Genomic DNA, 17784 nt, shown 5'->3' with positions numbered 1-17784 from the left:
CAGGCGAGCCGGGACCGCCCGGACCCGAAGGCCCGCAGGGCGAACCGGGTGAGCCCGGTCCCCCGGGACCCGGCGTGTTCCCCTTCTACGAGATCCACGAAGTCTTCGCCACCATCCCCGCGGGGGCGGACAACTACCCGGTCCAGGTGAACTTCATCTGCCCGTTCCCGGAGGGAATGGCCGCCATCGGCGGAGCCGCCGTCGACCCGGCCTCCGGTGTCCACGAAACCGGCACCAGCCTCTACTTCCCGGGCCAGCCCTCGGAGGTCTTCTTCCAAAACCCCGGCACCACCGACGCCGAGGTACGAGTCTGGGCAAGCTGCCAGATCCCCCGCTTCTGACGGCGACCGCGGGCGGGGCGCTCCTCACCACCGGATGAGCGCCCCGCCCGCTCCGCATGACGACGGCCCGGGCCGTCAGCGCTCGCCGGAGAAGATCTCCCTGGCACCGGGTCCGTAGCGAGGGGCGGGGTTCACGGAGCGAGGGAGAAGTAGCTCTCCTCTTCCTGCGTGAAGTGCAGGCGCAGCACGGTGTTGAGGCCGTAGAGGCTGGCGCGCAGGTCGTCGAGTTGCCCGGGGGAGAGGCCCCCGCCCGCGTGGGCCAGCCGCAGATGCGTGGCGATGCGCCGGGAGAGGCGTTCGATCTCGGTGTGGGCGCGGCTCATGGTGGCGGTGGCCTCGGGGCCGCCCAGCGTCGGCGCGAGGGCCGGGTAGAGCTCGTGCTCCTCGGCGTACTCGTGCGGCAGCAGCCGCTCGGTCAGCAGCCGGTGTGTCTCCTCCACCGTCGCCAGGGCCGCCGGGCCGGCGCTGTCGGAGAGGCGGTCGGCCGCGTCGCGCACCGCCTCCAGGACGTCCTGGAGGTCGTCGTGTTCGGCGGCGAAACGGCGGATGAGGGCCTCGGCGGCCGGCGTGACGGCCGGCCGCGCGCCCTGGTCGACCCGCAGGGCGCGCAGGGCGTTGAGGATGACGGCGACGTCGATGCCCTCCTGGAGAAGGGCACCGGCGGCGGGCGGCAGCAGACCGGCGGCGGCCGCGGCCATCGCGGCCAGCGACATCAGCATGCCGCCCAGGGCGCTCTGGACGGCGATGCGCCGGGCCCGCTGGGCGATGGTGACGGCGTCGGCGAGGCGGTCGACGCGGTCGGTGGTCAGGACGATGTCGGCGGCTTCGGAGGAGGCGGTGGAGCCATGGGCGCCCATCGCGACGCCGATGTCGGCGGCGGCGAGGGCGGGGGCGTCATTGACCCCGTCGCCGACCATCACGGTGACGGCGCGCTCCCGTTCGGCGCGTACGGCGGCGACCTTGCCGGCGGGGCTGAGTCCGGCCTGCACGCCGTCCAGGCCGAGGACGGCGGCGACCTCGTGGGCGGGCGCGGCGTGGTCGCCGGTGAGCATCAGCAGCCGTTCGATGCCCGCCGCGCGCAGGTGGCGCAGGGTGCGCGGGGCGTCGTGGCGCACGGGATCGCGCAGCAGGATGGCGCCGGCGCGCCGCCCGTCGACGGTGAGCCAGGCGACGGCGGCGCCGTCGAGGAGGGCGCGGTTGTCGACCGCCTTCGCCCAGTCCGGCTGGTCGGGCGCGGTGTCCATGCGGCCCACGGTGACCCGGTGCCCGTCGACGCTCCCGGCGGCGCCCCGGCCGGGCTCCTCGGTGACGTCCGTCGGGACGGAGAGCGTCAGTCCGCGTTCCCGGGCGGTGTCCACGATGGCCCGGGCGAGGATGTGGGGGGAGTACTGGTCGAGCGAGGCCGCGAGGCGGAGGACCTCGGCCGGTTTGACGCCGGGTGCGGCGCTCACGTCGAGGGCGCGGGGGCGGCCGCGGGTGAGGGTGCCGGTCTTGTCCAGCAGGAGGGTGCGGGCGCGGCCGAGGTTCTCCAGGGCGCCGCCGTCGCGGATGACGACGCCGAGGCGGGACGCGCGGGAGAGACCGGAGACGATGGCGACCGGGGCGGCCAGCAGCAGGGGGCAGGGGGTGGCGACCACCAGGACGGCGACCGCGCGCACGGCGGAGCCGCTGAGCAGCCAGGCCAGGCCCGCCACAGCGAGCGACAGGGGCAGGAACCAGGCGGCGTAGCGGTCGGCGAGCCGTACGACGGGCGCCGACTCGGAGCCGGCCTGCCGGGCCAGCCGCACGATCCCGGCGTAGGTGCTGTCCTGTTCGGTGGCCGTGGCGCGCAGTTCGAAGGCGCCGCCGGCGTTCACCACCCCGCTGCGCACCGTCTCCTCCCGGGCCCGCTCGACCTGGAGGGCCTCACCGGTGAGCACGGACTCGTCGAGGAGCGCGGCGGCGCTCGCCACGCGCCCGTCGACGGGGACGACCTCGCCGGGCCCGACGACGAGCAGGTCACCGGCCGCCACCTCGGCCAGCGGCACCGTGGTGACGCCGCCCTCGGTGCGCCGGCGCGCGGAGCGGGGCGCATGCTCCAGCAGGGCGCGCAGGTCGTGGGAGGCGCGTCGCTGGGCCGCGGCTTCGAGGGTGCGGCCGGTGGCGAGCATCAGGGCGATCAGGGCACCGGCCAGGTACTCGCGGACGGCGAGGGTGCCGCCCAGCGCGAGGACGGCGATGAGATCCACACCGGCCTTACCGCTCCGCAGCGCGCCGACCACCCATCCCACGGCGGGCACGACGGCCGACAGGGTGCCCAGACCCCAGAAGAGGTCGGCGAGGCCGCCGGACCCGGTGAGCCAGGCGATGCCGCCGGCGATCAGGGCCGCCGCCGTGACGGCCAGCAGGAGGAGTTCGAACCGGGAGGAGGCGATCGCCGTGCTCAGGCGGCTCAGTCGTGGGCTGGGGGTGCGGAGGCTCATGACGTACCTCGTCTGTCCGGCGCCGGGTACCGCTCGCCCTCCCAGCATGGGCAGCCCCCGTCAGCGGGGCCAACCGGCCCGGCGCGGAGTCCGGCGAACCGGGCGTCCTGCGAGGCGCGGAAGCCCCGCGTATGCCACGCTCTCGGAGGCCGGCCCAGGGGGCGGACGGTCAGGGGAGGGCGGGGGCATGGGCACGTGGTGGTCTGAGCGTCTGGGCAAGGAGATCGTCTCCCTATGGGCCGCGGGCCTCATCCTGGGCGTGCCCGTCTGGATCTTCATCGAGATCCTCTGGCACCCGGACTCGGTCCTCGGTGACGGCGGGCTCGCCGCCTTCGGGCTGCTCATCATCCTGTTCGTGGTGGCGCTCTTCACCTGGACGGGCATCATGATCGTCCGCGACGCGATCAACGAGTCCCGCGCCACCACGGACCCTGCTCGGCGCTCGCGGCTCACGCTCCGGGTACTCGCGGCCGGTACGGCCGGGTGGGTCGCCCTGCGGGCGATCCTGGTCCTCGGCCACCATGTGCCGCCGACCGCGGGCCTGCTCTCGGCGATCCCGCTGGCGGCCTCTTACCCCCTCGCCTTCCTGATCCTCGGCACCCGCGCGGACCTCCACCGGCGTGTGACCCGCACCGTCCTCCCCGCCTCACTCGCCCTGGTGATCCTGCTCCGCTTCATATGAACTCCTGCTTCATATGAACTCCTGGCCGACGTTGTCCCACATGAACCCCTCCCGCCACCCGGGCTTGTCGAGCATCCAGCCCAGGAGCGCTCGCAGGACCTTCTCCTGCGACACGGTCAAGGTCCGGTAGTGCTCCGCGGGCACGCCGTCGCGGTACTCCAACTGGTACGTGTTGTTGTCGCGGAACCAGACCTGGACGTACCAGTCCCCCTCCCGCCCCTCGTCCTGCCGCTCCAGAATCAAGTGCTCGTTGCCACGCCGCAGGTTGGCGAGCATGGTCCCCACGGTCGGCTTCGTGGGACGCCTCACTACGTGGCCACGGCCGCTGGTCGCTGTCAGCATGGGTGAATTGTGGCGACGGGGTCTGACAGCGGACGGGCCGGCTGTCCGAACTCGTACCTGGGCAGACGGATTTACGTTTCACGCCGCCCGAGTCCGAGCCGCCGAGGACCCCGGACCACGGTCGGTCCGGGTTCCTCCGGCCGGCGCCCGGTGTTTCGGGTCAGTCGTAATCGGCGACCAGCCAGCGGGCGCGGTAGTGGCAGGCCAGGGCGTCGTTCCAGCTGTAGGAGGTGCGGCCGGAGGCGTCCACGAAGTCCAGGTCCGGAGTGGTCCACCCCAGCCAGGGCAGATCATCGGTGTTGCCGGACAACTGCGGGTGGCAGGTGCCCGGATCGCGTTCCACGCAGACGGTGAGGATCCGGCCGGTGGCGGGGTCGTTCCCGGTGGACTTGACCAGGGTGTTCTTGTTCACCAGCGCTTCGTGCGGGTAGTCCGTGCACCAGGTCAGGCCGCTGGGCAAGGTGTCGGCCGGCTTCGGCCAGCGGGCGCCGCTGTCGTAGCAGGGGCTCTGCCCGCTCTTGGAGAACTGCACCACCCCCGCGTTCGTCGACACCCACAGCCGGTCCGGATTGCCGTACACCGGGGAGATGTCGTGTCCGTAGGCGGGGGACGTGCCGTTGGTCGGCAGGGCATAGGAGGTGAAAGAGGCGTCGAACTTGCCGTCGGCGCCGATCTGGTACCGGTCGAGCTCCGAGTCGCCGATGGCCCAGAGGGAGGGCGGGCTTGTCGAATCGTCCCAGAGCACCTGGTGGGCACCCTTGAGAGGCATGGTGTCGTACGGGGTGGCCCACGCGCTGGGACCGTTGCCGGGTGTGCCCTGGGCCGCCGTGTAGAGCGCCACGCGGTTCGCGCCGACTTCGGCGACCGCGACGCTGCCGTCGGGAAGCAGTTCGACTCCGTGCAGGTTCACGCTGTGACCGACGTTGATCGCCCATCGGTAGCCGGAGAGCGCCGGGTAGGGGATGACACCGACGAAGCCGCTGTTCCCGTCACCCACGACCAGCAGTTGCTTGCTGAGGGCGCCGTCGGACGCGTAGGCGCCCATGGGCCGCAACTTGAACTCCGTGCCGCCGCCGAAGGTCCCGGCGGGGACGAGATCGGGGTCGGAGACCGAGTGGTAGGCGTCAGGGATCCAGCGCTGGTAAGGCCCCGAAGCGGGCCACACGGAGGGGGCGGTGGAGTCGAAGAACTCCAACGCCGGGCTGGTCGCCGGATACCCGCCAGGGTAGGGGACCCCGAAGTTGTCGCCGGACATGATCGCCGTCGACCCCGAGTTGAACTCCACTTCCAGGGTCGGGGTGTAGTAGGCGATGGCGCAGGCGTACTCCGACGCGTCGGGGTTCATGGAGCAGAAGTCCTTGTACGCCTTGCTGTCCAGTTCACCCGCGGACAGCTGCATGCCGTGGTTGGGCAGGGTTCCTTGGGCCCAGGCGTCGACCATGGCCGTCACGTCGATGCGGTGCAGACCGTTCGAGTCGTCGGGGTTGTCCGGGTCGGGCACGTCCGGGCAGTCAGGGTGCCCGATGCCGAAGTTCGCCGCCGCCTGGTAGCCCGCCACCACGCCGGGCTTGTTGTCCCAGGTGATCGTCGACTGCTGCCAGGCGGAGGCCACCGGGTCGGCGTACATCCACCAGCCGTCGCAGGACCCCGTGAACGAGTTGTAGAGCCGCAGCTTCGCGCTCTTGATGTCGGCGCCGTGCAGCTTCGAGACGTCGAACTGCAGGAAGCTGCGGTACTTCGTCACTCCGTTGTCCGGTGTGCCGATGTGCAGCACGGCGCCGGCCGAGTGGTCCCGGGGATCGGTGCTGCTGACGTACGTGTCCTGGACCCGCGTGATGATGTTCCGTGGCCCGCTCTGCACCACGGGAGACAAGCCCTGCGGAGCCGCGCTCGCGGTGATCGTCCGCCCCGTGGACACAGCAGTGCCGGGTACCGCGGGTGCGGCCGCCGTGGCGCCAGGTGCGGTGGCCAGAGCCGCCGCGGTCCACAACGCCCCAAGGGACACCGCCAGGACCGTCCGCGTCCGGCCCCACCAGCTCCGCGCGGACCGGCCTGGTCCCGCCACTGCGCCTGTCGTGCCCCGTCCGATCGACGCCACGTCGTGCCCCCTCGGTGAAATGACGGGCCTCACGGATACCGGACGCGTGCCGGATCGCGCGGCTTCAAATGTTCGACCAAGAAGGAGAATTCCTCCACGGCGGCCTGTTCATGCGATTCGAGGAACGGGGCTTGATGACGGCCCGTCAGGCCGACCACCTCCGACTGCGGCGCCTTCCGGGCGGCCCGGACGGCGGGCTCGGTGAGCACGGCCAGGTTTTATGCGTGCTGTGTATGACAGCAAGCGCCGCTTCCGCGCGCGGCGGAACGCCCCCTGCTTTCGGGCCGCTAGGGCAGGTCGCGCCGGACCAACGCCCGAGCGAACGGTTCTCCGGTGGCCCGGGCGTAGGCCATCCGCTCGCGCACCTCGCTGAGGGTGCGTGGGCGGTAGCCGGGGCCGCCGCAGCAGCTCTTGTGGAAGCGGACACCGGCGTGCAGCAGCACGGAGAGAGCACGCCAGGCGGCGGTGTCCCGCTTCTTGGGTGCCGCGAAGGCGGAGCCGACGTGGATCAGTGGTTCGGCGCAGCGTGGACAGACCCGGTCGTGGTCGTCGTGGCCGGGGTAGGGCTGCTTGTACGAGGCCCGGCAGGGCAGGCAAACGTACGAGGTCTTTCCATGGGCCATGCGGGAAGGGTAGAGCCACCACAGGGCCGGGCTCGACAGATTTCCGGCATGCGGCGCAGGCCCTTCGGCAAAGGTGGAGCGCCGACGGCCGACCGTACTTCCTTCTACTCGCCTCTTCGGAGTGCTGCGTCGACGGCGTCAGCAGCATCCCTCGCGGCCAGCTCGCTGATCTCTCTGGGGACCTCGCGGTCGTCGTACACGAAGAGTCTTGCGTCGACGACGTGGGTCTTCGGTTGCCAGCCGAGACGACGGCCCGCCTCGCGTGCAGCACGACGGACGTCGTTCAGTTCGCCCATCTCCTCAAGATCGCCGCTGCTCAGGATCAGCTGCCCGTGGTAGCCCCGGTAGCGAGGCTTCAGTGAAGCCCGCATCAGGCTCTCCAAGCGGTTGACCAGCTTGTCGTGCCGGCGCCGGGCCAGCTCGTCCTTCGCGGGCATCTCGCACAGCTCCCCACCTCTGCCCACAGCCCGTGTGTGCCATATGTGTGCTGCGAGTGTGAAGGCCCTCCCGTCCGTCGGACGGAAGGGCCTCTGACCAGGTGTTTCTCTGTGCCCCCGGCAGGATTCGAACCTGCGACACCCGCTTTAGGAGTGGGATCGAATCCGTGCCGGGCGGTTCCAGTCCGTGCCGCGCGGTGCTGTTCCGCCTGATCAGCGCTGTGCGGCACGGGGCCTGATCCTGCGCGTGACGCCTGGTGCTGACCCGTCCGCTCACGCATCGCGCACGCAGGAGCGGCACTAGAGAGGGGCGGGACGTCGAGGATTAGATCAGAGCGGTGGGCAACTTGCAGGAGCCGCGAGCTCCATAGTTGGCGCTGACAGGGTCCACGGCTCGCATACACCACCATCGGCTTCAAGGCCGTACTCGAGTATCTGCCGCCATCGAGGGTCGTACCGGCGTTCCCCAGCGATGGCCTGCAGCGTAGCGGCGTCGCCGGCATCAGCGGCTTGCCGCGCGAGCCGTTCAGCACTGCTGAAGTCGCCATCTTCTTCAGCGAGCCAAGCCAGGTTGAACAGGGCCCGAACGTCACCGGCTTCGACAGCGAGCTGGAAGAGGCGCCTGGAATCTTCGCGATCTCGTAGGAAGGCGATCTCTCTCAAATGGCCGGTGTCTCCGGCCTTGGCGGCATCGAGGGCGATGCGTTCAGCAGCTTCGTGGTCGCCGGCATGTTCCCGCATCATGGCGAGGGATCGAAGACTGAAGGAGTCGGTTATTCCCATCCCAGCCGCGCGCAAGGAAATCCTGTCAACACTATCCCAATCGTCATCCTCGCCCCTTCCGTTGACCAAGTGGAACAGGGCCTCATTACTTCCCGCCTCGACGCCTAGCCAAGCGAGACGTTCGGCCTCTTCGGGCCTTCCGTCATCTTCTCGGTTGTCGACTAGCTCTACCAGGGCGTCGGAATCTCCAAATTGAATGGCGAGCAAGGCTAGGCGTTCGGAGTCTTCGTGCTGTCCGGCCTCTTCCCGCATTTCAGCCAGGCTCCGAAGGGCAGTGGGATTCCCCGCGGCAGCGGCACGATGCGCGAGGCGTTCGGCAATGTCCTGCTGGCCAGACTCTTCTCGCATCCGGGCCAATCCGTCGAGAGCGTGGATATCCCCTTCATCTATGGCGCGCTGATATAGGCGTTCGGCCTCCACCCAGTCACCGGCCTCCTTCGCTGCGAGGGCCAGGCATTGCAAGGCGTAAATGCTCCCTGCATCGGCAGCCTGTTGAAACGATCGTTTGGCGCCGTCGAGGTCGCCGTTCTCGTCCAGCATTTCAGCGAGTGCAACCATCGCATCGACGTACCCTGCATCGAAGGCGTACCCGTAGAGACGTTTCGCTTCGGCTTGATTGTCGTAGCTAAAGTCCAGCTCTTCGGCCAGCGACATCAGGGCGTCAATATTGCCATCCTTGACCGCCCTTAGGATTAGCTGCTGGGCGCCTTGGGTGTCTCCAGCGTCTTGCCGCAAGTGGAATAGCTCGACCAAGGCTTGAGGGTTCCCTGCCTCTATTGCCAGCTGGTAAAGGCGGGCTGATTCGCCTCCTTCGCTTACCCTGGCGAGATTGACCAAAGGATCTGTAAGTCCATTTGCGGCGGCGTGTAGAAGGAGTTTTTCTGCGCCCATTGGGTCGCCGGCTCGACTCAGAAAACCGGCCACGCGTACGAGTGCGTTAAGATCTCCGATCTCGGCTGCTCGCGAGTAAAGGTGCGCAGAATGTCTAAGGCGCAACCGATTCTGTGCTTCAGATGCGAGGGCTACAAGGTCGTCTGGGTTGTTGCAGTGTTTGGCGGCCCCACTCCAGAAAGCAGTGGGCGGAACCTTGAATTTGCGATCCGTTCGGGCGTTTTGCTCAAGGAAGTCGGCGAGGCGGTAATGCGGCTGGTCGAGTCCTGCCTCCCCAGGGCGCGGGCGTATGAGAGTCAATGGCCCGCGTGCGCCGTTGAGGGATATCGTGGCGTATTGAAGTGCCTGCTGCATCCAGTCATCGCCGGCTTGTTCCCATTGCAAGTCGGTCAGATAGCCCGGCGCGGCAGCCTCCAGGAATGCGAGCGGTAGGGCCAAGCTATGACCGAGACGCCGGGCGTCCATGGCGGCGTCGATCACTGCCTTTGCGATGGGCGGAGCGTTACGGTAGCGCTCCATAAGGGCTGGTGCGGCAGCCAAATATTGGATGACGTGCCCTTGTTCGGCATTCTTGGCAGCAAGCGCCAGCCGTGGGTCGGTATCGGCAGCGGTGTGAAGAGAGCTGAGTGCACTCTCGCCAAATACCTCGGGAACGGGTAGATCGTTCCCAGTCAGAAGAGCGCGAGCTTGTGCGTGAGAGTCCACCTCTCCGGGTGGAGGAGGGGTGGCAAGGCTTGTCCAATACTCGTTCCAGGTCGTTCCCAACGCCAATATAGGGGCGCGTTCCGGATCTCGGAGAAGTGCGCGTAGCTTCGAGGCCACCTGCTCTCCGAGGGAAGTCGTCGCAGTAAGGAGGTAGTGTTGGATTTCGTCTAGCCAGATCACGGTGTGCGGTTTGATCTCATCCGCAGCCGATATGATCGCCTGAGGTCCGCTGGGATTGATGGGATGCCATAGCCGCCAGGGAGACGGGAGTCTCTGGACAGCTTCCCAACAAGCGCGGGTCTTTCCAGTGGACGATCCCCCCACCAATACAACGATCCCACTTGCGCCAGATATGGCCCGCTGTGTGATTTCGCGTAGACGTAGGTCGTGATCCCGGGCTATGTAGACCGGCAACTCAGGCAGGTCTCCCATCCCTTTGCGTGACTCGGCAGTGATGGCCTGCTTTACACTCAACGAGTACGGGTCGGCGACCTGGCTGATTGGCCACCCGGGAATTTCATGGACGAAGGCGCCTCGTTGAAGCGTGACGCCTTCATTGATGATGATATCTCTGCCTGCTTGGTAAATTCGGGAATTATCTGCCGCCTTGGCTTTTTGCTGGAGCGGCGCTTGCGTGTGGTCTTCGGTCACGATTCGTTGATGGTTTGATTGCCGGCAGCCTGGTAGATACGGGATCGGCCAGAGGCCCGGGCGTGCATTTCGACCTTCCTGAGGCCGTTGCCCTCTTCACCCACCAGCAGCGGTGTCAATTCCTCATCCAGTACCCGACGGAGCTCGTCTCCCAAGGAAGGGTCGTCCCTCAGTAGCCGTCGCAGTCGCCGCTGCCAGTCCGCAGCAAGATCACTCTCGGCCTGTTCGTCCCCCGATTCCCTAGCCGCGAGGATCTCGGCACGGACCTCAGCCAGTTCCTCTTCGATCGCAGGGGTTCGCTGCGGGTGCACTCGTTGCCACAAGGCAACGGCTGACGAACGTGCCTGCTGCCAGGCGTCGGTCGCCATCGCACTTACCAGCGCTGTACCCACTGCCAACACCAGTGGCTCCATGAGATCCCCCATCCGCAGGTGCTATCCCGTCCACGGTAGCCGACGTCGTCATGCACTCGAGCCTCGTTGGAGTACCCCACAGAGCCTTCGTGAAGGCCCGAACTCATTGGGGTTGTAGGCGATCTGTCGGTGATGGGCTGGCTGCAGCAGACGGTTGTCCCTGTGCGCTCGTCAGGTAGCAGGAAGGAGTGCGCGGAGGCGGTCGCGGAGCTCTCGTACGGCCGGCACCGTGGAGTGCGGTTCGAGATAGCTGCTGAACTTGGTCAGCCGGACGTGTGCCCGGTCGGAGCGGACGCGGTTCTCCAGGAGTTCCAGGCCGACGTTGGCGGCATCGAGGGCGCTGGTCGCCCGCTCGGGGAAGCCGGACAGTCAGGTATTCCTTCAAGGCAGCACGCCAGCTGCTCGCGCGAATCGGTGAGGGAGGCTTCGCCCGGCCGTGTGGTCGATGCGCGGTAGCGTCGTCGGGAGAACCCATCAGGGAAGGAACGATCGCCGGATGCCGCACAGGACTGACGTCGCCGACAGGCGCGGCCTGATCCTCGACTTCGCCGGGGTGCTTACCGCCAGCCCGATCGATGTCCACCGCGCCTGGTGCGTGTCAGAAGGGCTGGATCCGGGCGCGTGGCGCAGCACTCTCAACGATCACCCTGAGGGCCGGCGTCTGTACGCGGCTCTGGAGATCGGGGAGATCGGGCAGGCCGAGTGGAACGAGGGCACGGCCGCGCTGTTGGGTGCGCACGTGGATCCGGTGAACCTGATGGGGCGGGCCTGGGCCCGGGTGCCCGCGGCCCGCCGGATGGTCGCGCTCGCCCGTGCCGCGCGTGCCGCCGGCCACCGGCTTGCCCTGCTGTCCAACAGCTTCGGCCTCGACCCGTTCAACCCGTACGAACACGTCGGCATCTGGGACCTGTTCGACGTGCACGTCGTCTCCGAGCTGGTCGGCATGGCGAAGCCCGATCCGGCGATCTACGAACTCGCCCTGGAGCGGATCGGGCTGCCCGCCGAGCGGTGCGTGTTCGTGGACGATCACGCGGTGAACCTTCCGCCGGCCGCCGATCTGGGCATCGCCACGGTCCACGTCACGGACGAGGATGAGGCCGTGACCGAGTTGGAGGCCCTCCTCGGTGTCACAGCGGTGCTCGCCGCGTGAACCCAACTGCGGTCTGATCAAAGGCTGTCGGCATCCACTGCTCCAGCCAGTACTGTCCGTGTGGGGCCCATCACGCGGAGGTTCTGGAGCATGCAGTGGTCGGAGTACACCACCTCTGAGCGCTTGAAGGCGCTGCGCGGTGGTATGACGCAGGAGCAGTTGGCGGAGGCGGCCGGCGTGTCCGTCGGCGTGGTTCGCAAGCTCGAACGCGGCGGAACGGCTTCCCTGCCGTCCCTGCTGTCGATTGCCGACGCGCTCGGTACGGACATCGCCGTGCTCCTCGGTCAGCAGGCGCCACGGCGGTCCATGGACCGCGACGAGCGGGCCGCGTTACGCCTGGTCTCCGCAGCCACCCATGACGCGGCCATCGGCATCCCCACCGAGGTCGAGCCGGGCACCGTCGACGAGCTCCGCGCCGTCGTCCGTCGCGCGGATGCCGCGTACTGGGGAGGCCGGTACACCGAGCTCGGCACTCTCCTTGGGCGGCTCCTTCCCGAGGCGCGGGCCAGGTTCGACATGGCCGGCCTCGACGAGCGGGAGGCCGCCGCTGGCGTCTTGATCGACACCTTTCAGACGGCGGGCATGGCCGCCAACGTGCTCGGATCACGAGATCTGGCGTATGCGGCGCTGACGTACGGACGCCAGATCGCCGTGCAGGGCGGACATGATCTCCGTGACGCGCACCTTGCCGCCACCACCGCGTGGGTCAACCTCCGCGACGGCCGGACCAAGCAGGGCTTCCTCCTTGCCGCAGCACAAGCCGACCGGATCGAGCCCAAGATGAGCGAGCACGACCCGGACCGGCTGAGTGTGTACGGGCAGCTCGTCACGAACGCCGCCGTCGCCGCGTCCCGAGGCGGTGCGAGCTCGGACAACGCCCGCGAATACCTCTCGCAGGCGCACGCCGTCGCCGCCCGAATCGGGGACGAGCATGCCCGTGGTGCGCACGCCCAGCCGTACGGACCGATGTACGCCGCAACGCAGGCCATGAGTATCGCCGTGGCCCTCGGCGATACGGCTGGAGCGCTGCGGCTCACGGACACCGTTCGCCTGGACGACACGGTGCCCCTGGCCACTCGGGCCCGCTACGGCCTGGACGTAGCGCTCACCCAGGTCGAATGCCGACGGTGGGAGGCCGCAGCCGACACCCTCCAGGCCGTCTGCGCGATGGCCCCAGGATGGGTGCGTCACCAGATGCTTCCCGGCGTCATCATCAGTCGACTCGCCGGAGTGTCCGTCAACCGACTGCGAGGACTGGCGAACTCCGCGGGCGTACCCCTCGGAGTGCGTTGACCTACCAGCCGAAGTACCACGGCCCGTAGTAGGTACGGGCGCGCCATCAGCGCGACTGCTACGGGACGTGGCACACCTTCGGGCGACCCTGCTTCCGCTGCCACGCGGCGTGGCGGTCCGACCGGGTACGGAGTCTCTCCACTGCGACGGGCCGTGCCTGGGCCCCGACTCCGCAGCCCAGCAGCCTTGTGGGCATGCCGACCAACCCGCCCGGCGGCCTCGGGCACGTACCCGTCGCCGTCTACTCCTGCGCCACCACATCCACCGCCCTCGGTGAGAGCGAGGAGCGTGGCCGCTACTACGCCGACGCCCGGCACTGGCACGTCGCCGGCGTCTGGTCCGACCCCGACCTGGCGCTGCCGCTCGCTGAGCGGCCGGGGTGGCAGGCCGTCACGGCCGCCTTGTCCGCCGGGATGATCCGAGGCGTTGTCGTCAGCGTCCCGACGCATGTCGCTGCCGACGCCGCCCAGTTTGCGGCTCTTGGCGTCCTCCTCCGCGATCGGGGAGGGTTCCTCGCGGACGCGTCGAACGGCATACCGGCCCGTCGAACCCCCGGCCAGGCCCGTCGTCGCCATGACATCGCGGACGCGGCCTCCGGCTGGTTCACGCAGCCGGACACGCACGAGGAGGGCGCCTCGTGAGCGCCCAGCGTGCCTGGGTCGGCGACCTTGTGCGGGACAGCGAGGGGCGGCGCGCGATCGTCACCGACGTCCGCGCCGGCGGCACCGTGTGGGTGCTGCGGCCGCCGACCGGCGGTGGCCCCCACTGGGAGACCGACGACCCCGACAGCCTCGAAATCCTCGCCCTTTCCGAAGCACGGGACAGGCCGTGAGCGCCCGCGCTCGCTGTCGACCCCTCCGTCCCGCCCGTGCACCACGCCCGAAAGGCGAAGTCCCCGTGTACGCGTTCGGCCTCTGCATCGACCAGCAGTACCTCGTCCCCGGCCTCGCCGCCCTGGCCGGCCTGGCCGACAGCCTCACCCCGGCGGCCCGCTGCGAAGCTGCCGTACGGGTGCTCACCCTCGACCTGGCACCGGCGCAGGCCCTCCTCCTCGCCGACCTCGCAAAGCGGGCCGGCTTCGGCTCCTTCGACCTCCGCCGATGCGCCCCTCTGCGCTCCTCGCGCATGGCAGACGCCTCGTACATCACCGTCACCACCTATCTGAGGTTCGAGTTCACGCCAAGCTTCGTCCGCCGTCCCTACCTGATCTACGTGGACGCCGACGTGCTCGTACGCGGAGACGTGAGCGAGCCGCTCGGCTCACTCGCGCCGGACGAGACCGGCGCCGTGCGGGACGAGTTCAACCCGGCCGTCGGCGAGTGCCCGGCGCTGCCCGGAGCCGTCGAGCGCTGGCCCCACCTGCGTGGACGCCCCTACTTCAACGCGGGCGTGCTCTGGACCCACACCGACCACATGCCCCGCATCCGCCGAGGCGTCGAGCAGTCCCTGATCCACGCCCGGCACCACATCCTCCACAACGACCAGGACGCCCTGAACCTGTGGCTTCTGCGATCCGGCCGAGTGCGCCCGGTGGCCGGTGGTTTCAACCGGTTCGAGGTCGGCCGATTCCTGGAACGCGGGAACTGGGTGCGCCGGGTCGTCACGCGGTCGCCGAAGCCCGATTCGGCCGCCGCCCTCGTGCACTTCGTCGGTCCTGAGAAGCCGTGGCAGGCGGACTGCCCCGTCACGGAGGAAGTCGTCGAATACCGGCGGCACCTGGACGGGGCCATGCGTCACGTCCGGCGTCTGGGTGCCGTCGGCGTGGGACCGGCGGGTGTGCGGTGACTGCGGGGGTACCGCCCGCTGTCTCGCGCGCTGCCCTCGCCCTGACCGGGGTACCGGCCCGCACCGCCCGCCGGCTGTCCGCACGTACGCGCACCGTCGTGTACCGGGTGGGCCTGGCCGACGGACGCGGTGTCGTGATCAAGCTGTACGCGGCGACCGCACGCCGCAACGCGATCACGGAGAGCGCTGCCATCCGGGCCGTGGCCGACCACGTCCCCGTACCGGCCCTCATCGGATATGGCCACGTTCCAGGCCACGAGGCGACCGCCCTTGTCACCGCGGACCTCGGCCCCCTCACCCTCGGCAGCGCCATGCGCTCCGGCCGGATCTCCGACGAGCGAGCTCTGAAAGGCCTGTCCGGCCTGCTCGGCGGCCTGCACCGAGCGCCCGTCCGGCCGTGGGTCCCGCGCCGGCCGCTCCACGAGCAGGTCACCTCACTGGGCCGCCGCTGCCCGCCCAGCAGCCTCGACCGCATCGCGCCCGCGCTGGCCGCCATCGCCGACGCCGTCCACACGGCGCCCGTGTGGTGCCACGGCGACCTGCACGGCGACAACGTCGTGATCGCGGGCCCCCGAGCCATCCGCCACCTGGTCGACTTCACCGACGCCGCAGCCGGTCCCCGCGAATCCGACGTCGCCCAGACCCTCGTCATGACCGACGCCCTCTCGACTCTCCGGGCCCGCACGGTCACCGACGCCTACCCCCTTGCCCTCGATCACCACCTGTTGGGCGCCTGGGTCGTCTTCCACACCCTGCGCTCCTGGGCGCATTCCTCCCCTGGCGACGACCGCGCCTTGTGGGCCCGCCGCCTGGACGACCTCAGCCGACGGACCCCGCACCTCTTCCGTACGCGCCACCCGGAAAGGACGCGCTGATGAGCACCCCCGCCCTGTCGGTAGTGATCCCGGCCTTCAACGAGGCCGCCTACCTGCCCCGCTACCTGCCCTCCGTCCTCGCCTCACTCACCCGCTGGGAGGAGACCACCGGCCGTACGGGAGAGGTGATCGTCGTCGACAACGCCAGCACCGACGCCACCGCCGACATGGCCGCCTCCTTCGGCGTCCACGTCGTCACCGAGTCCGTCCGCAACATCGGCCGGGTCCGCAACACAGGAGCGGCAGTCGCCCGCAGCGGTCGGCTCTTCTTCACCGACGCGGACGTGGCTCTGCCCCTGGAGGCGGTCACCGCCGCTGCTGCCGCCATGGACGCCGGGGCCGTCGGCGGCGCCATCCCGCCGCTCTACACCCCGGAGCGGCTCGGCGCCCGCCTGCTGTGCGCCTACTGGGACCACTACCGCACCCGGCGCGGCGGAGCCCAGGGCGTCAACCAGTTCTGCACCGCCGACGCCTTCCACCACATCGGCGGGTACCGGGACGACCTGTTCATGAGCGAGGACGTGGAGTTCTTCGCCCGCCTCACCGCCCACGGCCAGGTCACCGGACGGCCCGTGACGATTCTCGACGAGCTGCGCGTGCGCCCGTCGACCCGCCGCTACGACCAGTGGTCGAGCCTGCGGATGCTCTGGTGGCAGAACCCCGTCACCGCCCGCCTGCGCCTCCGGTCGCCCTACATGTGGCGCCACTGGTACGAGACGACCGTGCGATGACAAAGGAGACTCCTGTGCAGCCCCAGTTCCTGGTCGACCTGCCGGTGCCGGACGGGTACGGCATCTACACCTTCCCCGACGACCTTCACCGCGCCCACCAGACGCACACCCAGCAGCTCGCCGCCCGCCACCGGGCCATGGACCACTGTGTCCTGGAGGTGACGGCGCCCCACGCCCGCGTCCCCTATTACGTCGAGGTCCGCACCCCCACCGGCCGCCCGGTCCTCGTCATCGAACCCCACCACGACGACTTCGTCCTCTCGGCCTCGGGTGCCTTCCTCACCCACCCCCGACCGCTCACCGTGGTCACCGTCTTCACCCGCTCCCGGAGCGTGCACCCCGCTCTGGAAGCCACGTACGCCGACGTCGACACGGTGTCCGAGCTGCGCGACCGCGAGGGCGCCGCCGCGCTCGCGCCGTTCGCCGCCCGCCGACACCTCCTCGGCCACAAGGACGCCGAGCCGCCGTACAAGCCCTACGACCCCGAGCTGCTCGACCGGGTCACCGAGGAGCTGCGCCGGATTGCCGCGCTCCACCCCGACGCCGAGCTCCTCGCCCCCGCCGCCGTCACCCGCCACCCTGATCACCTCCTCGTCCACGAGGCGGCCGTCCGCCTCGGCTGCACCTGGTTCTGGGAAGACCTCGCCTTCTGGGCGACGTACGCGCTCGCCGGCTGCGACCAGCAGCTGTTCCGTACGCGTACGGGGGCGACGATGCGGCCCGAGCTGGTCGACATCACCGACGTCGTCCTGGACAAGGTCACCGTCCTGCGGATGCACGGCTCGCAGATGCACCCGGCCCGGAAGATGTACCGGCCGATCCGACACGCCTTCACCACGTCGGCCGATCTCGTCGACGGGCCCGGCCTCTACGCCGAACGCTTCTACCGGACGGAGGACCCGACGTGCTGATCGTCGCCCTGGAAGGTCCCTCCTACGCAGGCAAGTCCACGGCGATACGCCACCTTCGCCAGACCGCCCTCGGCTCGCGGGCGTTCGTCTCCGACTGCTACGTCAAGTACATCGCCCACCGCGACGACATCCCCCCGGCCCGTACCGACTCTGCGGCTGCCCAACTCGCTGCCTTCGAGAGGTTCATGGAGATCGAGGCGACCCGCGTCGCCGAGGCTGCCGCGAGCGGCAGGCAGTTCGTCATCCTGGACCGCTCCGTGGACACCCTCCTCGCTCACGCGTATGCCCTGGACGCCCTGTTCGGGTACGGCGTCCACCACCAGCTCCGCGACCGCCTCAAGACGCTTTCCTTCCTGCGCCCCGATCACACCCTCTACCTCGACGTACCGGCGGAGACGCTCCACCTCCGCCGCAAGACCGTCGGCCACACCGCCGCCGAGTCCGAGTACTTCCTCCACGAGCCGGGCTTCCTCCACCACGCACGCGACTACTTCGTTCACACGCCCCGTCGGCCCGTGACGCGAGAGCTCACGGTCCTGGCCGCCGATGCGGGGCCGGACGATGTGGCCCAGGCCGTGGAAGCCCTCGTCACCTTCTGGGCGAGGTGAAGG

The 17784-nt window shown here is 69.4% G+C and carries 19 protein-coding genes; 11 read left to right on the top strand and 8 right to left on the bottom strand.

Going from position 1 to position 17784, the window contains the following annotated elements; genetic code table 11:
• Window positions 1-74 precede the first annotated feature (74 nt).
• Window positions 75-341: a hypothetical protein gene (locus tag AB0927_RS11250; protein ID WP_366667289.1), complete on the top strand. Its 267-nt coding sequence runs from the start codon at window positions 75-77 to the stop codon at window positions 339-341.
• A 131-nt stretch (window positions 342-472) separates the two neighbouring features.
• Here AB0927_RS11250 and AB0927_RS11245 read toward each other — a convergent pair whose 3' ends face one another.
• A complete protein-coding gene (locus AB0927_RS11245; RefSeq protein WP_366667288.1) occupies window positions 473-2803 on the bottom strand; it encodes a heavy metal translocating P-type ATPase in 2331 nt (776 codons plus the stop codon).
• 187 nt (window positions 2804-2990) lie between these two features.
• Between AB0927_RS11245 and AB0927_RS11240 the strand changes: the two genes are divergently transcribed.
• A complete protein-coding gene (locus tag AB0927_RS11240; RefSeq protein ID WP_366667287.1) occupies window positions 2991-3485 on the top strand; it encodes a hypothetical protein in 495 nt (164 codons plus the stop codon).
• 9 nt (window positions 3486-3494) lie between these two features.
• Here the strand turns inward: AB0927_RS11240 and AB0927_RS11235 are convergent, their stop codons facing one another.
• From AB0927_RS11235 to AB0927_RS11205, 7 genes are all read right to left on the bottom strand, one after another.
• Entirely contained in the window at window positions 3495-3827 is a 333-nt protein-coding gene (locus AB0927_RS11235; RefSeq protein ID WP_366667286.1) for a hypothetical protein, read from the bottom strand.
• Window positions 3828-3987: 160 nt separating this feature from the next.
• The gene (locus tag AB0927_RS11230) at window positions 3988-5745 is read right to left on the bottom strand and encodes a DUF6528 family protein (RefSeq protein ID WP_366667285.1); all 1758 of its coding nucleotides are present in this window, start codon (window positions 5743-5745) and stop codon (window positions 3988-3990) included.
• A 209-nt stretch (window positions 5746-5954) separates the two neighbouring features.
• Complete coding sequence (locus AB0927_RS11225) at window positions 5955-6134, bottom strand: hypothetical protein (RefSeq protein WP_366667284.1); 180 nt, start codon at window positions 6132-6134, stop codon at window positions 5955-5957.
• Between the two features lie 78 nt (window positions 6135-6212).
• Window positions 6213-6548, bottom strand: a complete 336-nt coding sequence (locus tag AB0927_RS11220; protein WP_366667283.1) for a deoxyxylulose-5-phosphate synthase — start codon at window positions 6546-6548, stop codon at window positions 6213-6215.
• Between the two features lie 104 nt (window positions 6549-6652).
• A complete protein-coding gene (locus tag AB0927_RS11215) occupies window positions 6653-6985 on the bottom strand; it encodes a hypothetical protein (RefSeq protein WP_366667282.1) in 333 nt (110 codons plus the stop codon).
• Window positions 6986-7315: 330 nt separating this feature from the next.
• Window positions 7316-10015 carry a hypothetical protein gene (locus AB0927_RS11210; RefSeq protein ID WP_366667281.1) on the bottom strand — a complete coding sequence of 900 codons (2700 nt, stop codon included), beginning with the start codon at window positions 10013-10015 and terminating at the stop codon, window positions 7316-7318.
• Window positions 10012-10428: a hypothetical protein gene (locus tag AB0927_RS11205; RefSeq protein ID WP_366667280.1), complete on the bottom strand. Its 417-nt coding sequence runs from the start codon at window positions 10426-10428 to the stop codon at window positions 10012-10014. The genes AB0927_RS11210 and AB0927_RS11205 overlap by 4 nt, the downstream gene beginning before the upstream one ends.
• Before the next feature lie 496 nt (window positions 10429-10924).
• On the opposite strand from AB0927_RS11205, the gene AB0927_RS11200 reads away from it, so the two are divergent.
• The 9 genes from AB0927_RS11200 (at window position 10925) to AB0927_RS11160 (ending at window position 17781) form a co-directional block, all read left to right on the top strand.
• On the top strand, window positions 10925-11578 hold the full coding sequence (locus AB0927_RS11200; RefSeq protein ID WP_366667279.1) for an HAD-IA family hydrolase: 654 nt from the start codon (window positions 10925-10927) through the stop codon (window positions 11576-11578).
• 90 nt (window positions 11579-11668) lie between these two features.
• The gene (locus AB0927_RS11195; RefSeq protein ID WP_366667278.1) at window positions 11669-12871 is read left to right on the top strand and encodes a helix-turn-helix transcriptional regulator; all 1203 of its coding nucleotides are present in this window, start codon (window positions 11669-11671) and stop codon (window positions 12869-12871) included.
• Between the two features lie 194 nt (window positions 12872-13065).
• Window positions 13066-13512, top strand: coding sequence for a hypothetical protein (locus AB0927_RS11190; RefSeq protein WP_366667277.1), 447 nt, complete (start codon window positions 13066-13068; stop codon window positions 13510-13512).
• Window positions 13509-13703, top strand: a complete 195-nt coding sequence (locus AB0927_RS11185; protein WP_366667276.1) for a hypothetical protein — start codon at window positions 13509-13511, stop codon at window positions 13701-13703. Before AB0927_RS11190 ends, AB0927_RS11185 begins: the two co-directional genes overlap by 4 nt.
• Before the next feature lie 65 nt (window positions 13704-13768).
• Entirely contained in the window at window positions 13769-14656 is an 888-nt protein-coding gene (locus AB0927_RS11180; RefSeq protein ID WP_366667275.1) for a glycosyltransferase, read from the top strand.
• Window positions 14653-15531, top strand: coding sequence for a phosphotransferase (locus AB0927_RS11175; RefSeq protein ID WP_366667274.1), 879 nt, complete (start codon window positions 14653-14655; stop codon window positions 15529-15531). Before AB0927_RS11180 ends, AB0927_RS11175 begins: the two co-directional genes overlap by 4 nt.
• Window positions 15531-16262, top strand: coding sequence for a glycosyltransferase (locus AB0927_RS11170; protein ID WP_366667273.1), 732 nt, complete (start codon window positions 15531-15533; stop codon window positions 16260-16262). The genes AB0927_RS11175 and AB0927_RS11170 overlap by 1 nt, the downstream gene beginning before the upstream one ends.
• Window positions 16259-17173: a PIG-L family deacetylase gene (locus AB0927_RS11165; RefSeq protein ID WP_366667272.1), complete on the top strand. Its 915-nt coding sequence runs from the start codon at window positions 16259-16261 to the stop codon at window positions 17171-17173. The genes AB0927_RS11170 and AB0927_RS11165 overlap by 4 nt, the downstream gene beginning before the upstream one ends.
• Window positions 17167-17781: an AAA family ATPase gene (locus AB0927_RS11160; RefSeq protein WP_366667271.1), complete on the top strand. Its 615-nt coding sequence runs from the start codon at window positions 17167-17169 to the stop codon at window positions 17779-17781. The genes AB0927_RS11165 and AB0927_RS11160 overlap by 7 nt, the downstream gene beginning before the upstream one ends.
• Window positions 17782-17784 lie beyond the last annotated feature (3 nt).

This window comes from Streptomyces sp. NPDC048106 (genome assembly GCF_040706415.1).
In the GTDB taxonomy this organism is placed as follows: Bacteria; Actinomycetota; Actinomycetes; order Streptomycetales; family Streptomycetaceae; genus Streptomyces.
Note: the sequence above shows the minus strand (reverse complement) of the source record. Positions and strands in the feature narration are given on the sequence as shown.